Source organism: Pokkaliibacter sp. MBI-7 (genome assembly GCF_029846635.1).
In the GTDB taxonomy this organism is placed as follows: Bacteria; Pseudomonadota; Gammaproteobacteria; order Pseudomonadales; family Balneatricaceae; genus Pokkaliibacter.
Window position 1 is genome coordinate 3,771,811 of sequence record NZ_JARVTG010000001.1, and the last position, 19,487, is coordinate 3,791,297.

Consider the following 19,487-nt stretch of genomic DNA (forward strand, 5'->3'; position numbering starts at 1 on the left):
CAAAGAACTAAAATAAAGTTAATTCAAATATAGCTGCGATGTCGTGGATGTATGCATTTTATTTCCTGATTTTCAGAGAATGGAACTAGGATTTTTGTGAGGTTCTAATTTGTTACTTACTGTGTGGAAATACAGAGAATTTATAATTGGCTCTGTCAAGAGAGAGTTTCAGGCTCGTTATCGCAACTCAATACTGGGTATGGCGTGGACAGTACTCAATCCGTTATCCATGATAGTTGTGTATACAGTAATATTCTCTCATGTAATGAAAAATAAGTTGGCTGGTATAGAAAATGAGTTTGGCTACAGTATTTATTTATGTGCTGGTGTTTTGACTTGGGGGCTCTTTTCGGAAACAGTTAATAGGATTCAAGATGTTTTTATTAACAATGGTAATCTTATAAAGAAGGTTAATTTTCCAAAGCTTTGTTTGCCAATTACCTCAATAATGATTTCGTTATTGAACTTTGGAATAATTTTTACATTGTTTACTCTATTTCTTGTTGCGACGGGAAACTTTCCAGGTGTGGGCTATCTGTGGTTGTTTCCTGTATTAGTTATACAGATATTTTTTTCCCTTGGATTGGGTGTTGTTCTTGGTGTGTTGAATGTTTTTTTTCGTGATGTTGGACAATTTTTCGGAATATTTCTTCAGCTCTGGTTTTGGGCTACACCTATAGTCTATCCCGAGTCTATACTGCCAGAGTGGGTCAAACCAGTGATGGGATTAAACCCTATGGCGGATCTGATTGCTGCATACCATATTATTCTGATTGAACATACTGCTCCCAGGTTAGAGTCTTTAGTATATGTGATAGTACTGACAATATTGGTTTGTGCATTGGCTGCAAGAATATTTAAAAAGCACTCCGCGGATATGGTAGATGAACTGTAATGGGCCTGATAAAGATATCCAGTCTGGGAAAAGCATACAAAGTATACGCAAATCGCTGGTCCAGACTGAGCGAGTGGTTGAGTTTAAGAAAAAGTAATAAACATGAATTGCACTGGGTAATCAGAGATGTGAGCTTTGATATACAGCCAGGCGATGCTGTTGGTGTGATAGGGATAAATGGGGCAGGCAAGAGTACGCTATTAAAGTTGATTACAGGGACGACCCAGCCAACAGAGGGGCGTGTGGAGATAAAGGGTAGAGTTGCTGCATTGCTTGAACTGGGGATGGGATTTCATCCTGACTTTACGGGGCGTCAGAATTGTTACATGTCAGGTCAGCTACTTGGATATAGCAAGCAGGAAGTTGAAGAGTTATTGCCAGAAATAGAGGCATTTGCAGAAATAGGGGAATACATGGATCTCCCTGTGAGAGTGTATTCCAGTGGTATGCAGATGAGGCTCGCTTTCAGCGTAGCAACAGCGATAAGGCCTGATGTATTGATTGTGGATGAAGCGCTATCTGTTGGTGATGCATATTTTCAGCATAAGAGTTTCGAAAAAATTCGTCGATTCAGCCAAGAAGGGACAACGCTATTAATCGTTTCTCATGACAAAGTTGCTATTCAGTCGATTTGTAATAGAGCAATACTTCTTGCGAATGGAGGAGTATTAATGGATGGGCAGCCTGAGGCAGTAATGGATTATTACAATGCAATGTTAGCTGATCGCCAAAAACAACAGGTCAAACAGATTACCTTGGATGGAGGTCGTATTCAGACAGTATCAGGTACCGGAGGTGCAAGTGTAACCGAGGTAAGGCTTCTTGATGCAAATGGAAAAGCTGCCGAAGTTATTAACTCAGGCGAGAAAGTGTTTATCGCGGTTACTATAGATACCTATGAATATATTCCAAGGTTGGTTTTCGGTTTCTCTATAAAAGACAGGTTGGGTCAGGTGGTCTTTGGTACTAATACACACCACACTCAACAGGCGCTATGCAATGTGGCTGCTGGTAGCCGGATAAATTTGAAAATATCAGTAGTTGCAAATATAGGTGTGGGGAATTTTTCTTTACAGACCGCTCTTTCAGGTGATGACACTCATATTGCAAAGAACTATGAGTGGAGGGATCTGGCGCTGTTGTTTACAGTTGTGAATGGTTTATATCCTCACTTTGATGGACCTACACGGTTAGAAACCCATATTGAGTTTGAATCGCTATGACATTTATATCGCATGCCCAGAATTTGGAAGATGTACTATTATGGCGATGTTTTCAGGAAGTAGAGAATGGGTTCTATATTGATTTAGGCGCAGCACAACCTGACACTCATTCTGTTACTAAACTTTTTTATGATAATGGCTGGTGTGGTGTCAATGTAGACGCTAATGATGATTTTATAAAGGAGTTAAAGCAAGATCGCCCTAGAGATATAAACTTATTTATTGGTGTAGGTGAAGATAGCTCAAGGGGAAAATTTTACAAAGTCAAAAATACTGGTCTTTCAACATTCGATGAACACCTTGCAGCGAGCTACGTCAATAATGGTTATGAAGTCGAAAATTATGATCTCAATATTACTAGTCTTAAGGATATATGCGCCGAGCACGTAGGTAATAGAACCATTCACTTTTTGAAAATTGATGTTGAAGGGTTCGAAAGGAAGGTAATAGCGGGAGGAAACTGGAAACTCTATCGTCCATGGGTTGTCATTGTAGAAGCAACTATACCTACCACTACTGTTGAAAATTATAGTTCTTGGGAAACTGATCTCATTAACTATGGCTACCTGCTGGCATATAAGGATGGGCTTAATAGATTCTATGTTGCCACTGAAAGAAAAGGTCTGCTTAAACATTTTGAGTATCCTCCTAATGTATTTGATGGCTATGTTTTGTCAGAATGTCACTATTTAAATAAAGAAAACGAAAGATTGAATGCGGAGGTTAATAGCTATCGCATACAGTCAGCTATGGTGCTTGATTTAAAAAATCAGATTGAGTCTATTGAGCATAGTTTGTCATGGCGCCTGACTCAGCCTCTGCGAGAATATAATCCAGTACGCCTTATTCCAGTTGTTCTCTCTGCATTAAAAAGGCACCCCCGTCTGCTTTCTGTTGTTAAGTCTGCGGTGCAAAAATCTCCTTGGTTGTGGGACTTTTTGAAAAGAAGGTTTCTATTTAATAACTCGCTCTATGGAAAAGAGTCCTTTGTTGATATTGGCTATGAGTCTTTCAGACTACGCTTTGCCAGAGGACCGTTAGAGGATATGAGAGGCATTGGGCGTGTCTCCAGAGAGTTGCTGAGTAAGCTGGAGGCCCGAAGGCTTGTTCAAGAATCAGAAGCTCCAACAGCAGCAGTTCATTTCTATTCATCAGTACATTGGTGCCCAAACATCTTGCCAAGTTCATCTGTTGTCATGATTCATGATGTGATCCCCATGATCCTGCCTGAACTCTTTCCAAGGGTCTGTGAGGAGTGGAGAGGCAGATATAAAAGGATTGCTCAGCAAGCTGATCTTGTTGTCACCATTAGTGATACCAGTGCCAGAGATATCAATAAGTATCTTGATATACCTTTGGAAAAAATTCGAATAATTTATAACGGAGTTACCTTATTGCCGGTAGATCCGTTGCGTGACGATATTAAAATAAATAAAAAATATTTAGTTTATATAGGTTCGTGCGATCATCACAAAAATTTGGAAGTTGTTCTGAAGGCATTAAGGGATCAAAGATTAGCAGACATATCTTTGGCCATCATTGGTGATAGCAAGAAAACTAATATTCTCGTAGAAAAGTTAGGGGTGAGTAGTAAGGTAATACTGTTGGGGAGGCTGGATGATGGCCAGGTCGGAGCTGTTGTGAGTAAAGCAATAGCGCTGGTATTTCCTAGCCTCTATGAAGGGTTTGGTCTTCCCCCTATGGAGGCTGCACAGCTTCATGTGCCATCAATATGCAGCCGTAAGCCTGCAATGACGGAGTTATTAGAAGGTGCTGCAATGTTTGCAGACCCTGATTTACCTGATGAATGGGTCGAGAATATAGTGCAATTAAGTAGTGATCAGGAATATCGACAACAGCTTGCAACTCTGGCCTATCAACGAGTCCAGGAGTTTTCCTGGGACGAATGCGCACAAAAACTGCTTAAAGAGGTGAGTGAGATGGTCTTACAAAAACAGGGAAAGTTTGAAAGCTAATATATGATTTGGACTATTCGGCTTTAAAAAGTGAGATTATCTTAAATGAAAGTTTTGCATGTTTATAGAACCTATTTTCCAGATACTCAGGGTGGTTTAGAGGAAGTAATAAGACAGATATGTATTAATGCTCATTCTCTTGAAATTGAGCATAGTGTAGAGTGTAGGGTCTTTTATCTTAGTAAAAATCCTATGCCTGATAAGTTTTCTCAGGATGGGATTTTAACAATTCGTGCTCCGCTTCACTTCGAAATAGCATCCTGTAGTGTCTCACTTCAATGTATGGCTCTATTTAAAGAGCAGGTGGAGTGGGCCGATATTATAAACTACCATTTTCCATGGCCATTTGCTGATATGTTGCATCTACTCGGAAGAGTAAAGAAGCCATACGTAGTTACATATCACTCAGATATAGTAAAGCAAAAAGGCCTTCTACAGCTTTACAAACCACTGATGAAATGGTTTTTAGGTAAGGCAGATGCGGTTATCGCAACCTCTCCGAATTATGCTAAAAGTAGTGACGTCCTGTCGGCATGCCAGGATAAACTCGAAATTATTCCATTGGGTATCAGTGAGGATAGCTACCCTAGCTTGGAGGATGATATTTTGGTTTCTTTGGAGGAAAAGCTAGGGAGAGACTTTTTCCTGTTTGTTGGCGTCTTACGTTATTATAAGGGGCTTCATTTATTATTGGAGGCACTGCGACAGTTACCTGAAATAAAGGTAGTTATTGCAGGGAAGGGGCCAGAAGAACATGAGTTAAAGAGAAAAGTAGAGGACTTGGGGCTAAATAACGTCATTTTTGTGGGTTATGTCAGTGATGCTGAAAAAGTAGCCTTATATGCCCTATCGAGATGCGTAGTCTTTCCGTCACATATCCGCTCAGAAGCATTTGGGGTTACGCTACTAGAAGCCTCTATGTTTTCAAAGCCAATGATATCTTGCGAAATAGAAACCGGAACAAGTTTTGTAAATTTAAATGGTGTTACAGGAACCGTTGTTGATCCAAATGTTCCGTCTGAGCTTGTGAAGGCTATCCGTGATTTTTACTATGATCCTGAAAAAGTATATCTTCTTGGTGAGAATGCAAGAAATAGATACCTGAATCATTTTACAGGTAAGAGCATGGCTAAGTCTTATCTTGAGTTGTATGGCAAACTACTCAATTACTCTTCTGTGACTCTCTGACCTGATAAGATATTTTGCTGGCTATTACCTCCAGTATATAAAACTTACTATTAAAGGTGCATATGCCACTAGTATAGCAATGGGGGCTGAAATCTGGTTCAAGGTAAAAAGAAGTGCAACAGGAAGAAGCCAGAGTAAGTTTATAATACAGACAGAAAGCGTTACTCGCATATGGCTATTAAAATAACGTGAGGCTCTCTGGTACATGTGGCTATTATGAGCTTCAAATATTCTTTCACGATTTATAAGTCGTTTTAATAGTGTCAACGTTGCATCAGTGATAAATGCTGCCATCATAATATTCCAGGCTATAAATAGTTTTGAAGAGCTGAGAAGTGAGTATAAGGTCAAGCCTCCAAGCATTATTCCAAGAGAGCCGCTTCCAATATCACCCATAAAAATCTTTGCAGGCGATATATTGAAAAACAGAAAGCCAGACACTGCTCCTGCTAAAAAGATCAAGATTGCAACGGTATCGTAGCTTGATATTGAAATATGGATAATTATCATTGCAAGTATGACGGTCAGTGCTTCAGCTGCTGCGATGCCATCAATACCGTCCATAAAATTGAACAAGTTAATAAGCCATGCCAGATAAATCGCACAAAGAATAAGCAAGATGACATAATAATATGGCGTAGTGTCCGGCATTGTAAGAGGCGTAAGGACGTATACTGTGATACTTGCTGAAAGAAAGTGAATAAGAAGGCGCCACTTTGCAGGTACATGACCTTTGTCATCAATGTAGCCGATACCTCCAACCATTATGAGTGGTATGGAAAGCCCAATATATGTGCTAGTCGATATGGTTTCCAAGCCAAAAAATATAGCTAACCCTATCAAATAAATAATAACGAAAGATAGACCGCCGCCTCTAGGCGTTGGAATACTGTGTGAGCTACGACTGTTAGGGATATCTAGTTGCTGGGCATTAGCAAGTCTATTTTTTATTACATATGTTAGTGCCAGTGAAAAAAAAAGGGGTACAGAGTATAAAAAAACTATGCTAGAGGCTGTTAATGCTAATGTCATAGGAAGGTTCGCTTGGAGCTTAAGGGGGATTGCTCAATATTTTTCCGAGTAGCTCAATATGCTGACTTATTTATTTTGATTTCGCCAATACTGTGCCGTGTACTTCAACATGTCGGCACATGAGAAAGGTGGGGCCCAGTCAAGAGTACGCTTAGTATGACTGATATCTACCTGCAGGTTGTCATATACACGACTGTATAAGTCTTTCTTACCAAAAAATGTTAGTGAGGCTTTTAAAAACTTTTTATTAGGGCTGAACAGTACCGGCGATGAATTCAAGCCTAAAGACAATAGCTTTATTAAATCTGTTGTTGATATGTCATGATCATCTGATGCTAGAAATGTCTGGCCTGCTGCTCTTGGGTGCCATATGCAAGTCTCGATAAGGTCGATAAAGTTTTCCTTTGCGATAAGGCTGCGCTTGTTTTCCGTTCTGCCAAAGGGAAGAGGGAGCTTGGAGTTAACAGCTTTGATTAGCTGCAAAAAATTGGCTTTGACATTTTTTCCATAAATAAGTGGTGGACGCAGTATCACAAACTCCATTCCTGACTTTTCGCAGATATGCTTTAGTTTCTGTTCTGCCAGATATTTTGATTCTGCGTAAAGACCTTGAGGGGATGGTGTATCCAGATGGTTAAATGGGATAGAAAATTCGGTCTGTTCGCCATTGACCTTGATGCTGCTTATAAAAATGAATCTTTTAACTCCTGCCGCTGCTGCACGTTGTGCTAGATCATTCGTTGCATCTACATTTACCGAAGTGAATGAGTTACCTAGTTCCTTTTCTTTGCTCTTCGGAATGTGAACTGCTGCTGCCGTATGTACGATGGTATTTATGTCTTTCAGTAGCTCATGCCATTCTGCTTTGCCTTTCAGATCTGCTATTGAGCAGAATTTTACTCCTGAAGGCGTGGATATGGGGCTAGGGCTCCTTGTTATGGCTGTTACCTGGTATTGATGACTGAGTTTTTCACCTGATAATACTTCACACAAGTCTTTCCCTAAAAAACCATTTGCCCCTGTAACTAGAATATTCTTCATTTCTTTAGGGTTTCCACTATATTATTGAAACGGGAAGAATGTCGGTATTAGTATTATCGCTGTCGAAATATAGAGAGCACTAATTATTACGCCAATTTTTATAAAGTCTGTTGTTTTATAGTGACCAGGGGAGTAAACCATTAAATGGGTCTGATAGCCAAAGGGAATCATGAAGCAGGCACTGGCACCATATGCGACAGCCATAATAAAAGGTTTTGGGTCAACGCCAAGTGCATTTGCTGCAGATAAGGCGATAGGAAATGCCAGTGCTGCTGCGGCGTTATTTGTAATGATTTCGGTCAGCATAACTGTCATCAGCATGATACCTATAAGTGCTCCGTACTGGCCATGTCCATCAAAAACTGTCGTTATTAAATTTGCGATAAGATCCGCTGCACCAGATGACTGCATGGCTTGGGCCAGTGTAAGAGCTGAGCCGATGATAATCATCAGTTCAAAGGGGAAGCGGCGTCGCAACTCGCTCAGTGTTACTATTTTTGATAGTAAAAGAATAGCAAGTAACACTAGGAGGCTATTTAATAATGGAATGATATTCATTGCAGAAAGTAGGATCGCTAATGCAAATCCTCCAAACGATACTATGCTTTGAGCTAGTGACAGCTTTGGCCTTACAGGAATATTGCCTAGTAGATGGAAGTTTCTATCTATATTTCTGTGCTGTATGAAGTCCGAGCTAATTGCTAGTAACAGACTATCGCCCACTTTTAATGGAATTCTTCCAAGCTGGCCTGTTAATCTTCTTTCGCCCCTTCTAATACCAACTACGCCAGCACTAAACATTGTTCTAAAATCCACTTCTTGAAGTGTTTTTCCTGACAGCTCCGAGTCATTGCTTATAATCACTTCTGCCAGGTTCGACTTTAGCAGTTCATTTGCGTGGTTGCCAAAAACCTGCAGGCCAGGAAATTTCTGGAGAATATGAAACTTCTCTATTTCCCCAGTAAATACAAGCGTGTCATTCTCTAGCAGAATCTCATCAGGAGTTACAGGGGTAATCAGTCTGCCGTCGCGAACTATCTCCAGTAAGAACAGGCCTTCCAGTGTTCTTAATCTGTTTTCCTCTATGGATTGCCCAATCAGAGGTGAGTTACTTGTCAAAATTGCCTCAAGAAAATATTTTTGTCCTGACTCTTGATCGGTACTTATATTTTTTGGGAGAAATCTCCCAAATATGACTAATGCCAGAATACAAATCAGAGCTATCGGCAGACCAACAAATGCAAAGTCAAACATGTTGATAGCTGGTAATCCTGAGTTGATAACAAAGGAGTTTACTATCAGATTTGTTGACGTACCTACCAGCGTAGTGACTCCTCCTATTATGGATGCATATGACAGAGGGATGAGAAGTTTTGAAGGGGCTATATGCTTCTGCTTGCAGATAACGTTTAGCAGAGAACCCACTACTGCAGTATTGTTTAGGAAAGCAGAAAAGAAGGCAGTCATGCTTGAAAGTTTGAGTATTGCGATGCTTGTTCTGCCTCGACATAACTTCTCGGAAAGAAGATCCAGGATTGCGGAGCGTTCAAGTGCCACGGAAATTAGTAACAGGACTAGAAGGGTGATGAGAGCTGGGTTGGTGTAGTTCATTAACATCGTTTTTTCATCAACCAATCCTGTAAGCAGAAATGCTCCCGCCCACGTGGCAAAAAGTACCGCTGGGGGGGTTCGACCGTGAATTAACAGCGTTAGTAGTACTCCAACACTCGCAAGAACCAGCCAGCCAGCCATAGCTCTTCTCCTTGGCTTTTATCGTCGGCATATATTATATAAACTGGTGCTGTCTTTCTGCAATTTTGTGCGCAGCGGTGACAGAAGAGTGCCAGTTTACAGGGGAAGGCGATGCAAAAAGATGTTAAAGATTTATCGCCGAGCGGGCTGAGTGAGAGGCGTAGACTTGCTGTTGAGTTACGCTTGCGCGGTGCTACTTTAGCTGAGGCTGCGCAAAAAACCGGACTCAGCAACCCTACAATCATCTCAGCATTCAAAGCCTATCTGGCGGGAGGTTGGCCTGCCGTTGATGTCAAGAAGCGCGGAAGAGTGCAAGGTCAAGGCCGGCTGTTAAGTGCTGCGCACGAACAAGCGGTGGAAGATTTTTTATACAGTTTAGCCACGGATCAAAATGGAAAACGCCTGTGGGCACTGGGTGAAATTTATTCGGTGATAGAAAGTCGTTTAGGTGTGAAGCTTTCAGAGCGTACCTTTGCCCGTTATTGCAGTCGCTGGGGAATTGAGGAGCGAGTGCTAGATCAAGCTGCTCGCCAGAAAGGAATGTCATATTGGTCTAAGCACATTCTGCCAGCTATACATAAGGCCGCCTATGAGCGCTCTTCCTTGGTTCTGGAGTGTATTGCCACTCCTGTATTCAACGGTAGTTCTGTTTCCATCCTGATAAGAAACTCTGAAGGAAAGGTGAGTTGCTATTTTTCAGGCGTTAAAGCGCTCACTGATAACATTTTTATAAGCCTCTTTGAGAGCATGCTGACTGCTTACTCAGGGCATATAACCATAATTTTTTTTGGTGTTGACTTACGTCGTGTACATAATGTAAGCCAATGGCTTTCTAAAAATCCGCAGCGAGTAACTGTTCATCAGCCATCTTTTGATAACTCATTTTTGAGTGTAAAGGTAGAAAATGGAGCTGCTGATTGGGGTATCTCAGGGACGAGTAATCGTCCTCTACCTGAATATTACGACCTGGAGAGGAATAATATGTCTTTAACACATTTGCAACGGCTGGAGGCAGAAAGCATCCATATATTGAGGGAGGTGGTTGCTGAAGCTGAAAATCCTGTAATGCTTTATTCTATTGGCAAAGATAGCGCAGTAATGCTTCATTTGGCCAGGAAAGCTTTTTATCCATCCATACCTCCTTTTCCATTGCTACATGTTGATACTCGCTGGAAGTTTCAGGATATGTATGCATTCCGGGATAAGATGGCTGAAGACACCGGAATGGATCTTCTTGTACATATTAACCCGGAGGGGGTGGAAAAAAATATTAACCCTTTCACGCATGGGTCAGCAATTCACACTGACATCATGAAAACTGAAGGGTTGAAGCAAGCACTGGATAAATATGGTTTTGATGCTGCCTTCGGTGGCGCTCGCAGGGATGAAGAAAAGTCTCGTGCCAAAGAACGTATTTTTTCATTCCGTTCTGCTCAGCATCGCTGGGATCCTAAAAGTCAGAGACCTGAGTTGTGGAAGCTATATAACGCAAGAAAGCATAAAGGTGAGTCAATAAGAGTCTTTCCTTTGTCCAACTGGACGGAGTTAGATATCTGGCAATATATTTATCTTGAAAATATTCCTATTGTTCCTCTTTATTATTCTGCTGTTCGTCCTGTTGTGGAAAGAGATGGTGCTCTGATCATGGTGGATGACGACAGAATGCCCTTAAAGGCTGGTGAGGTGCCTATGATGAAAAAGGTGCGATTCCGTACTCTTGGGTGCTATCCGCTGACAGGTGCTGTTGAATCTGAAGCTGATACGCTTCCTTCAATAATTCAGGAAATGCTGCTTACTAAAACGTCAGAGCGCCAAGGTCGTGTGATCGATCACGATTCTGCCGCTTCCATGGAGAAGAAGAAGCAGGAGGGGTATTTCTAATGGCACACGTATCTGACCTGATTGCTACTGATATTGATCAATACCTTAAATCTCATGAGAAAAAGAGTCTGTTGCGCTTTATTACCTGTGGCAGTGTCGATGATGGTAAGAGCACTCTTATAGGCCGACTGCTCTATGAGTCGAAAATGCTTTTTGAGGATCAGCTAAGTGCAATTGAGGCCGACTCAAAAAAATGGGGAACTCAGGGTGACCAGATTGATTTTGCGCTGCTAGTTGATGGTTTGGCTGCTGAGCGTGAACAAGGGATCACAATCGATGTTGCTTATCGCTTTTTTTCGACGGATCGGCGTAAGTTTATTGTCGCTGATACACCAGGACATGAGCAATATACACGCAATATGGTCACCGGCGCTTCCACGGCAGACGCGGCTATATTAATGGTCGATGCGCGGAAAGGGGTGCTCACGCAAACTCGACGCCATAGCTATCTGATGTCGTTAATTGGCATTCGACATGTTGTAGTTGCCATCAATAAAATGGACCTAGCTGACTATAATGAGTCTATTTTCAGATCAATTGTCGAGGATTACAGCGAGTTTGCTAAGCGAATTGGCCTGGAAAATATTACCTTTATCCCAATGTCTGCATTTAAGGGGGATAATATCATCAATCTCAGCAGCAATATGCCTTGGTATCATGGTACGACGCTGATGGGGTATCTGGAGACAATAGAGGTTGATGACACCCGTATGCAGCGGGAGCCATTCCGTATGCCTGTACAGTGGGTCAATCGTCCCAACCTCGATTTCCGTGGATTTGCCGGAACTATTGCCAGTGGTGTTATCAAACCTGGCGATAAAGTCCGAGTGCAGCCGTCCGGAAAGGAAAGTAGTATTGCCCGCATTGTTACCTTCGATGGTGATCTGGAGAAAGCCATTGCTGGTCAGTCTATTACTTTGACGCTGCAGGATGAGATCGATATTTCAAGAGGCGATGTTATCTCTGGCGTTGAGGCTCCTGCCGCAACTGCAGATCAATTTGAGTCAACATTAATCTGGATGCATGAAGAGCCCATGCTGCCAGGCCGCCCCTATATATTGAAAATTGGGAGCAAGTCAGTATCTGCGACAGTAACGGAGGTCAAGTACCAAGTTAACGTTAATACCATGGAGCATGTGGCAGCGAAGAAGCTGGAGCTGAATGCCATTGGTATTTGCAATTTAAGCCTTGATCGTCCTATTGCCTATGACCCCTATAAGGACAACAGAGATACAGGTGGGTTCATTCTTATAGATAGAATGACCAACAACACAGTAGGGGCTGGACTACTACATTTCTCACTGCGTCGCAGCCAAAACATCCACATGCAGCATGTTGATGTTGACAAGAGTGCACGTGCACTAGCCAAAGGACAGAAAGCCAGCATTTTGTGGTTTACTGGTTTGTCAGGAGCTGGAAAGTCGACCATAGCGAATGCATTGGAAAAGCGTCTGCATGCGATGGGGCGGCATACTTATTTGCTTGATGGTGACAACGTCAGACATGGTCTGAATAAAGATCTTGGTTTTACCGATACTGATCGTGTCGAGAATATACGTCGTGTATCAGAAGTCGCAAAGCTGATGGTCGATGCAGGTCTAATTGTTATTACTGCGTTTATTTCTCCGTTCAGATCTGAGCGACAGATGGCTCGTGAACTGGTTGAGGCGGGTGAGTTTATCGAAGTGTTCATCGATACGCCGCTTAGCGTTGCAGAGGATCGCGATCCTAAAGGGTTATACAAAAAAGCACGTCGTGGAGAGTTGAAGAATTTCACTGGTATTGACTCTGTTTATGAGCGTCCAGAAAATGCGGAAGTTCGGGTCGATACTACAGCACTGTCGATAGATGCTGCTGTGGACCTTATTGTAAATGCTCTGAAGTCTAAAAATATCTTGGCTGACTGATCGTTGAGCAGGCACAGCCAGGTTGTGCCTGCATTTATCTTTCCGACAAAGGACACAGTAGTGCTATGCAGGAAGTGAATAAGGAAGTGCTGGCAGCGGTTGAAAGGATTGCTCGCGAAGCGGGCTGTCTGATCATGGAAGTCTATTCAAGGGACTTTTCTGTCGTCAATAAAGAAGATAAATCACCTTTGACTGAAGCGGATGCTAGAGCGCACAGTTTAATTGTGAGCGAGTTAGCAAAGTTATCCCCAGCGACTCCCATACTCTCAGAAGAGGATGTTTCCTCCTTTGCTGGAGCGGACAAGTTCAGTCAGTACTGGTTGGTAGATCCACTTGATGGGACTAAAGAGTTTATCAAGAGAAACGGCGAGTTTACCGTCAATATTGCGCTTATCGAGTCAGGTGTCTCGGTTTTGGGGGTCGTGTATGCCCCAGCCACTGACGTTCTCTATTCAGCCGCGCGCGGGTTGGGAGCCAGTAAAGTTGATGTTACCGGAACTGTCCCTCTGTCTGTGAGTAGCTTTACGCAGGGTGAGCTATGTCGTGTAGTAGGAAGTCGCTCACACGGCAGTGATGCAATGGAAGGATTCCTGCAGAAATTACCTAAGCATCAGATGGTCGCAATGGGCAGTTCGCTGAAGCTTTGCCTGGTGGCTGAAGGTCTTGCAGATATTTATCCTCGCCTTGGCCCTACTTCTTTGTGGGATACTGCAGCAGCCCAGTGTGTAGTGGAAGCGGCGGGTGGGCAGGTTATTACTTTGAATGGTGAGGCTCTTGGTTACGGTAATACTGATAAGGTTTTAAACCCGTATTTTCTGGTCATAGGTGCAGGTACGACCAACTGGCTGGAGTTTTTTGCAGGAGTGGAGTAATTATTTCCTGAGGACTGCTTGAATTTAGCTAGATATGCAAAATGCCCTCACGTAGAGGGCATTTTGCATTGTGGCGTAAATTATTGGTATGCGTTATTAAAACCGTCCAGATAGAGGTCCTGGTCACGCATACGGGTAATGTCATACAGTTGCGATGTTCTTTGCAGACGCTGGCCGCCATCTCGTGTCAGCGGTTGCCATACGATAGGTGCATACTTCACTGTAGAACGAGTGAAGAAAGCATCGAAAGGAATGGTTAAATATATACCCTTATCGAAACTACCCTCACCAAAGTCTTCGCTACTGACATTGGTGAACGTTGCCCAGAAGCCAGCTGATACACCGTTATCAAAATAGCGAGAAACATCAAAGGTTACACCTTTATCTTTAGCCAGATATTGTCCAATACTGATCTTGGCCAGCAAGTCCTGATCTGCAAAGTTGTAATAGCCAGTGAGGTGGCCCGTAGTAGTGGTGTAGTCACGGAAGCCGAAGCCTCTGTCAAAGTCACGCTGTTTGACATAGTTCAAGTCGAGACCCAGTGCCCAGGGTTGCCCGATTGGGCGATAAAGTACCTCACCACCCACACCGCCATACATGGTCTCCAGCAGACCAGCATAGGCCTGGCCGTACCAGTTATCTGACAGCTGTCTACGGTAGGTGAGTTGCAGATTCTGGATGCCATAGTTGGAGTTGGTCAGATACTCCCTGATGTAGGTCCTGACCCTGGGCAGATTACTAGGTGCATCGTATTTGAACTTGTCGAAGTTATCGACTATCCCCACGCTCACTGTAGAGGCTAAATCCAGACCGGGTGTGAACGTATAGGTTGCAGTGGCATTGGCCGTAACCTGATAAAGGTAGAATGCATCCGGGCCACCGATGTTCTGTGTGAGCCCTGGCCAGAAGTAATAGCGGAACTGGTCAGGTTTAGCTGCGTAGACTTCGTTACCCGCGGAGTTGCCCGGATTCCTCAAGGTCATTTGTGACTTGAGCTCGTCGGTGGTGATATCTCCGTCATCTGCCGACTCAAGGCTTTGCCTGGTAATCGTAGACTTCGTAAGAGGAAGGCCATTTTTGGTATCGATGATAGTGATGCTGTCAGTTTCGGCACTGGTGTTGTTTGCCAGAATGCGTGCGGCGCGCATCTTCGCTTTACTGGATTCACGGTAACTGGTCTGCTCTCCAGTCATGGTGACCTGATGGTCAGTAGCATGAATTGCGCTGACCTCGTAGCCTGCATTGTTATGCAGTTCCGTAGCTACATGTTGCCAGTCAGAAGTTGCCTCTGGTGAGCGTAAGGGCTCTGGTGCTGGGTCGGTTCGTGTCTGGTTAAAGGGCGCTGCCATATTGGCTTTATAGGTAAAGCCCAGCATGGCGGTATTGCCCCGTTCCCAAGCCAGTTGCAGATCAATATTGTTGTTGAATTGATACACGACACCAACGTTAATCGGAGACGACTGATCCTGGTTGTTATCACGTGGCTCATGCTGATAATTATTGCCATCGTACTCGGCTTTGATAATAAAAGGCGAGTTCGGTATGTAGTAGGACACGCCACCGAATAAAGATGTGTCTCCGCTGAAGTAGTTACTGAAGTTGAACTTCCCACCGCCACTTTTGGCAGCCCCGCGCTCATCGAAGCGAGCACTCAGTAGTGACAGTGGGTTGCCAAGCGAGCCTCTTGCTCCAACGTATCCCCATCCCAAGCCCAGGGAGAAATCAAGATTGCTCCAGCGTTTGCTGGCAACCACATACTCTCCACTGAACAGGCCGGTACCACTGATGTCTCTGCCGCCTACGGCTACCGCAGGAATATAGCGTCCCTCATCCCATAAGCGTGCCTTGATATCAATCGCTTTATCTTTGTAGGATTGAGTGCCGCTTAAAGATGCGGGTCCGTACGGTACGTTAGAGATAGACATGTACCTGAAGCCGCCTTCCAGCCAGCTCAGTGGCTGAAAGAAAAGGTTGAAGCGTGAGTAAGGCGAGGTGTGACTGTAGTGAAAGTTAAACTGTCCCACAGGTGCCATTCTCGCCGTGGGAGTCTGCAGTACTCCTGCGCCACCAAAGTCTCCCTGGGTTACGGGTCCTGTTTCTTCGTAAGCCATGGCCGACTGTGTTATTACAGCGGAACAGGCACACGCGAGTAACGACAGCGAGAAATGACTTGTTTGCCTTTTCATGGGAGTGTTCTTGTTGTGAGCCACTGGACAAAACCTTCGTTGAAATGGGGAGCAGCAGCCAATGCGTCATCTTCAATAGGAATGTAGACCCAGCTGCCAGGGATTAGCCGCACTTTTTGGAAGTTCCAGGCTGCGATGCCGACTTTTTCAATCCGACCAGAAGGAGCTATGACATATACCTCGTTCTTATTGGCCCAGGGCGCGATATCGTCCTCATTGAGATAGCTCTGAATATCTTTCCCCGGCAGATACGGCAGTTTACGAAAGGGCGCCGCACTATCAGTTGTGCCATTCAGGCCAATTACAGAAATATAGTCAGGACGGTTGGGATAGTTCAGGCGGGCATCGGAGCCTATCTTGAGGTTTGCCGTTTTTTCAATTTCGAGCTGATAGGGATCAAGTGTGGTTGTCAGTTGACGGCCAGTGATTGGCTGAGTCTGAATCCAGCTCCGCAACGCCAGTAACCACTCCGATAAAGGTTTATCTGCATCTTTATTGGCTGCTGTGGAGTTATAAATGCTCTTTAGCTCTTCAAGCATCGCAGATTTTCTGCTTTGTTCCTTGCTGTAGTTCTGCGTAAGAAACAAGGCTGCACCTGGGACCCATGCAGAATCAGTCGGAATGGAATGAGCTAGCTCGAATAATCTGCTCCCAGTGGCAAAGGATACCGGGCCAGCTTGTTCCACATTACCAGTATAGGTGACCGATATATCGGCCATCACTGATGCGGAGGCCAGCATCAGTGCAGAAGATAGAATTAGCCTCACTGTCCGACCTCGTCTTTGAAGGGTTTGATGACTCGGGTAGCAATAGGGGGGTAGTCAGGATGAATAAATTGCTTTGTCATGACCACACTGTGTGAGTGCGGATCAAACCAGAATTGATTGGTACCTTCCCAGTTCATAGCAGGGATACTAATGTGCTCATCAACCTGAAAGAGGGGGGAGGAATACCCCTCGATATCCTGCAGGCCTATCGGAGTCAGTGTGCTGTTAACCTGAATGCCGTACCAGTGGCCGGGTTCGACATCGATTGTCCACGACTGAGAAAAAGTTTTGCCCGATAGCAATTCGGGGTTTTGCAGTGCGTCATTGATAAGAGACGAATACAGAAGATTGTATTGCAGGCCGCTGGTACGCATCAGACGCGCATGATTAGTTACTAAATACTCATGGCTGCTGCTGTACCAGTAATGACCATCTTTTTCTGCATAGCCATACAGCAGCGCTTCTGCTGTGTCCTCAGATAGCCGACCACCGATGGAGGGTCTCGGCAGTTTTTCTATTTGTTCCGGAGAGAGGTGCAGTGATTTATCTGAAAAGCTGTACTTCAGGCTGTCGACGCCTGCATTGAACACCGGAGAGAGGGAACAGCCACTAAGAAACGCAGCTGTAGACATAGCAGTGAGGAGTTTGTGCAGACGCATGAGAGGTTCCTGACCAGGCAAAAGAGTGGTCAGCATGGCTGACCACTTTACAACTTAGTTGGTAGTGCCGGTTGAGCCAGAGGTACCGGAAGTACCAGAGGCGCCATCGCCGCCGCCGCCAACGGCTGCACCGATCAGCACGCCACCAACAACTACGCCTGCTGCAATCGCACCGCTAGACAGACCTGCACCAGTAGCAGGGCCCTTGGCTGATTCAGCGAATGCCATGGATGAAACACCCATAGCCAGCGCAACTACACAAATAACCTTTTTCATTGCTGTGTCCTTTCATTACGTAATGAATAATGGCAAACCGCTGTTCACGATTGGCCATTCTCGTACAGGAGGCCTCCTGCAGAGCCGGTAGGGTCAGGCCGCGTATGCAGCATGAACCACAAATTTTGTTACTTTACTACAAAGTGTTTTTTTGCACACTCTAGGAGTTTTGTTTCCAGGCATTGACGATGTGCGTAACAAGACCCGAGGTGCTGGGATCATACCCTTCCAGGCTTCGATTACCTTGAAGTAGTTCCAGTGTGTCAGAAGCAAGTTTTTTACCCAGTTCAACACCCCACTGATCGAAGGGGTTGATATCCCAAATTACTGACTGAACAAAAACCTTGTGCTCATACAACGCAATAAGTGCGCCAAGACTAAAGGGGGTCAGTTCATCAAGAATAATGGTTGAACTGGGTTGGTTGCCTGGGTAGCGCTTGTAACTGGGCAGGCTGCTGCTTTCGGGTAAGACGCGTTCTCCCAGTGCCAGGAGGCGTGACTGAGCAAAGCAGTTGGCCAGAGCCAGCTCATGTTGCTGAGTCAGTGAGGGATTGGTGTGCTCGTGATAGCGCATCGCGGGCGCAATAAAATCACAGCTCACACGCTCGGTGCCCTGGTGTAGAAGCTGATAAAACGCATGTTGAGCATTCGGGCCCACCTCACCCCAAAGAATAGGGCAGGTTTTGAACGCAACAGACTGCCCTGAACGTGTTACAGACTTGCCGTTGGATTCCATTTCTAACTGACTTAAGTAGGTCGGCAGGTACTTTAACCGGCCATCGTAGGGCAGAATGGCATGTGTATTGATCTTCTGGAAATTACTATTCCAGACACCAATCAGGCCCAGCAACACAGGCAAATTCTGTTGCCAGGGCGTGTTCTGAAACTGCTTGTCCATAAAGTGGGCACCGGCAAGGAGCTGTTTAAAGGCTCGTATGCCCAGTTTAAGTGCGATAGGGAAGCCAATGCTTGACCACATGGAGTAGCGTCCCCCCACCCAATCCCAGAAGTACAGCTGATTGGACTCTGGAATCCCCCAGGCTGACATCTTGTCCTGTTGTGCAGAAATGCCAATAAAGTGACTGGAAAGTACTTTCTCTTTCTCGGGGCATGCCTGAGTGAGCCAGTTGAGTGCGGTAGCAGCATTCGACAGCGTATCAATGGTGGTAAAGGATTTAGATGAAAGGATGAACAGGGTGGTATGGGGGTTAAGTTTATCTAGCAGAGGTGAAAGCTGAGTGCCGTCCATTGACGATACAAAATGGATTCGCAGTGGCGTTGGTTCCACGTCTATACAGTCTTCAAGTGCCATGCAGCTCATCATAGGACCAAGGTCTGAACCTCCAACCCCGATGTTGACTACATCAGTAATGGCATAACCACTAAATCCACGCCACTGACCACTGCGAATGATTTCGGCAAAGCTGTCGATCTTATCGAGCTCTGCGGCCACTGGCTGTGAAATATCGTTGCCGTTGTACAGAGTACGATCTGTTGCTGGTGATCGAAGTGCCCAGTGCATCGCAGGGCGATCTTCAGAGCTGTTCACATGCTCGCCTGAGAACAGCGCAGCAATGCGCTCAGGCAGTTTCTTTTCTTCGGCAAGCCTGAAAAGCAGATCGACTGTTTGTTCCGTCAACAGTTGCTTGCTGTAGTCAAACAATATAGGAGAGCTGGATACATGGAACTTCTCGAAACGCGCCTGGTCTTGCTCGAACAGCGAATAGATGTGTGAGGATGCCAATTGATCTGCATGTTCAAGCAAGGCGCTCCAGGAGGGGGAGTCCTGCATATCTGCAAACTGAGTTCTTTCCATGTTACTTACCATTAAT

The 19,487-nt window shown here is 44.6% G+C and carries 15 protein-coding genes; 7 read left to right on the forward strand and 8 right to left on the reverse strand.

Translation table 11 applies throughout. From position 1 onward, the window contains the following. Nucleotides 1-121: 121 nt before the first annotated feature. The 4 genes from QCD60_RS16700 to QCD60_RS16715 are packed head-to-tail and all read left to right on the forward strand — an operon-like array spanning nt 122 to nt 5,282. Entirely contained in the window at nt 122-895 is a 774-nt protein-coding gene (locus tag QCD60_RS16700; protein ID WP_279787933.1) for an ABC transporter permease, read from the forward strand. Then, nucleotides 895-2,118: an ABC transporter ATP-binding protein gene (locus QCD60_RS16705; protein WP_279787217.1), complete on the forward strand. Its 1,224-nt coding sequence runs from the start codon at nt 895-897 to the stop codon at nt 2,116-2,118. The genes QCD60_RS16700 and QCD60_RS16705 overlap by 1 nt, the downstream gene beginning before the upstream one ends. Then, on the forward strand, nt 2,115-4,094 hold the full coding sequence (locus QCD60_RS16710) for an FkbM family methyltransferase (RefSeq protein ID WP_279787219.1): 1,980 nt from the start codon (nt 2,115-2,117) through the stop codon (nt 4,092-4,094). The genes QCD60_RS16705 and QCD60_RS16710 overlap by 4 nt, the downstream gene beginning before the upstream one ends. Nucleotides 4,095-4,139: 45 nt before the next feature. Further along, on the forward strand, nt 4,140-5,282 hold the full coding sequence (locus QCD60_RS16715; protein ID WP_279787221.1) for a glycosyltransferase: 1,143 nt from the start codon (nt 4,140-4,142) through the stop codon (nt 5,280-5,282). Between the two features lie 24 nt (nt 5,283-5,306). Here QCD60_RS16715 and QCD60_RS16720 read toward each other — a convergent pair whose 3' ends face one another. The 3 genes from QCD60_RS16720 to QCD60_RS16730 all read right to left on the reverse strand — a co-directional run bounded on the left by QCD60_RS16720 (nt 5,307) and on the right by QCD60_RS16730 (nt 9,107). Beyond that, complete coding sequence (locus QCD60_RS16720; protein WP_279787223.1) at nt 5,307-6,314, reverse strand: glycosyltransferase family 4 protein; 1,008 nt, start codon at nt 6,312-6,314, stop codon at nt 5,307-5,309. Nucleotides 6,315-6,380: 66 nt separating this feature from the next. After that, the gene (locus QCD60_RS16725) at nt 6,381-7,355 is read right to left on the reverse strand and encodes an NAD-dependent epimerase/dehydratase family protein (RefSeq protein WP_279787225.1); all 975 of its coding nucleotides are present in this window, start codon (nt 7,353-7,355) and stop codon (nt 6,381-6,383) included. Between the two features lie 21 nt (nt 7,356-7,376). Next, the gene (locus tag QCD60_RS16730) at nt 7,377-9,107 is read right to left on the reverse strand and encodes an SLC13 family permease (RefSeq protein WP_279787227.1); all 1,731 of its coding nucleotides are present in this window, start codon (nt 9,105-9,107) and stop codon (nt 7,377-7,379) included. Nucleotides 9,108-10,088: 981 nt separating this feature from the next. Between QCD60_RS16730 and cysD the strand changes: the two genes are divergently transcribed. The 3 genes from cysD to cysQ all read left to right on the forward strand — a co-directional run bounded on the left by cysD (nt 10,089) and on the right by cysQ (nt 13,767). Continuing rightward, nucleotides 10,089-10,988 carry a sulfate adenylyltransferase subunit CysD gene (gene cysD, locus QCD60_RS16735; protein WP_279787934.1) on the forward strand — a complete coding sequence of 300 codons (900 nt, stop codon included), beginning with the start codon at nt 10,089-10,091 and terminating at the stop codon, nt 10,986-10,988. Then, nucleotides 10,988-12,895, forward strand: a complete 1,908-nt coding sequence (gene cysN / locus QCD60_RS16740) for a sulfate adenylyltransferase subunit CysN (protein ID WP_279787229.1) — start codon at nt 10,988-10,990, stop codon at nt 12,893-12,895. Before cysD ends, cysN begins: the two co-directional genes overlap by 1 nt. Before the next feature lie 65 nt (nt 12,896-12,960). Then, complete coding sequence (gene cysQ / locus QCD60_RS16745) at nt 12,961-13,767, forward strand: 3'(2'),5'-bisphosphate nucleotidase CysQ (RefSeq protein WP_279787231.1); 807 nt, start codon at nt 12,961-12,963, stop codon at nt 13,765-13,767. A gap of 80 nt (nt 13,768-13,847) precedes the next feature. Here cysQ and QCD60_RS16750 read toward each other — a convergent pair whose 3' ends face one another. The 5 genes from QCD60_RS16750 to pgi all read right to left on the reverse strand — a co-directional run bounded on the left by QCD60_RS16750 (nt 13,848) and on the right by pgi (nt 19,471). After that, nucleotides 13,848-15,953: a YjbH domain-containing protein gene (locus QCD60_RS16750; RefSeq protein ID WP_347950228.1), complete on the reverse strand. Its 2,106-nt coding sequence runs from the start codon at nt 15,951-15,953 to the stop codon at nt 13,848-13,850. Then, a complete protein-coding gene (locus QCD60_RS16755; protein ID WP_279787235.1) occupies nt 15,950-16,672 on the reverse strand; it encodes a capsule biosynthesis GfcC family protein in 723 nt (240 codons plus the stop codon). The genes QCD60_RS16750 and QCD60_RS16755 overlap by 4 nt, the downstream gene beginning before the upstream one ends. A gap of 44 nt (nt 16,673-16,716) precedes the next feature. After that, complete coding sequence (locus tag QCD60_RS16760; RefSeq protein WP_279787237.1) at nt 16,717-17,415, reverse strand: YjbF family lipoprotein; 699 nt, start codon at nt 17,413-17,415, stop codon at nt 16,717-16,719. 18 nt (nt 17,416-17,433) lie between these two features. Beyond that, complete coding sequence (locus tag QCD60_RS16765; RefSeq protein ID WP_279787239.1) at nt 17,434-17,655, reverse strand: hypothetical protein; 222 nt, start codon at nt 17,653-17,655, stop codon at nt 17,434-17,436. A 160-nt stretch (nt 17,656-17,815) separates the two neighbouring features. After that, a complete protein-coding gene (pgi, locus tag QCD60_RS16770) occupies nt 17,816-19,471 on the reverse strand; it encodes a glucose-6-phosphate isomerase (protein WP_279787240.1) in 1,656 nt (551 codons plus the stop codon). Nucleotides 19,472-19,487: the final 16 nt, after the last annotated feature.

Bases quoted from the DNA above. Each gene is read 5' to 3' on its own strand.
- cysD (WP_279787934.1), top strand. From the start codon at position 10,089: ATGTCTTTAACACATTTGCAACGGCTGGAGGCAGAAAGCATCCATATA.
- QCD60_RS16710 (WP_279787219.1), top strand. From the start codon at position 2,115: ATGACATTTATATCGCATGCCCAGAATTTGGAAGATGTACTATTATGG.
- QCD60_RS16765 (WP_279787239.1), bottom strand. From the start codon at position 17,655: ATGAAAAAGGTTATTTGTGTAGTTGCGCTGGCTATGGGTGTTTCATCC.
- QCD60_RS16760 (WP_279787237.1), bottom strand. From the start codon at position 17,415: ATGCTGACCACTCTTTTGCCTGGTCAGGAACCTCTCATGCGTCTGCAC.
- QCD60_RS16720 (WP_279787223.1), bottom strand. From the start codon at position 6,314: ATGACATTAGCATTAACAGCCTCTAGCATAGTTTTTTTATACTCTGTA.
- pgi (WP_279787240.1), bottom strand. From the start codon at position 19,471: ATGGAAAGAACTCAGTTTGCAGATATGCAGGACTCCCCCTCCTGGAGC.
- cysN (WP_279787229.1), top strand. From the start codon at position 10,988: ATGGCACACGTATCTGACCTGATTGCTACTGATATTGATCAATACCTT.
- QCD60_RS16705 (WP_279787217.1), top strand. From the start codon at position 895: ATGGGCCTGATAAAGATATCCAGTCTGGGAAAAGCATACAAAGTATAC.
- QCD60_RS16750 (WP_347950228.1), bottom strand. From the start codon at position 15,953: ATGAAAAGGCAAACAAGTCATTTCTCGCTGTCGTTACTCGCGTGTGCC.
- cysQ (WP_279787231.1), top strand. From the start codon at position 12,961: ATGCAGGAAGTGAATAAGGAAGTGCTGGCAGCGGTTGAAAGGATTGCT.
- QCD60_RS16755 (WP_279787235.1), bottom strand. From the start codon at position 16,672: ATGGCCGATATATCGGTCACCTATACTGGTAATGTGGAACAAGCTGGC.
- QCD60_RS16725 (WP_279787225.1), bottom strand. From the start codon at position 7,355: ATGAAGAATATTCTAGTTACAGGGGCAAATGGTTTTTTAGGGAAAGAC.
- QCD60_RS16730 (WP_279787227.1), bottom strand. From the start codon at position 9,107: ATGGCTGGCTGGCTGGTTCTTGCGAGTGTTGGAGTACTACTAACGCTG.
- QCD60_RS16715 (WP_279787221.1), top strand. From the start codon at position 4,140: ATGAAAGTTTTGCATGTTTATAGAACCTATTTTCCAGATACTCAGGGT.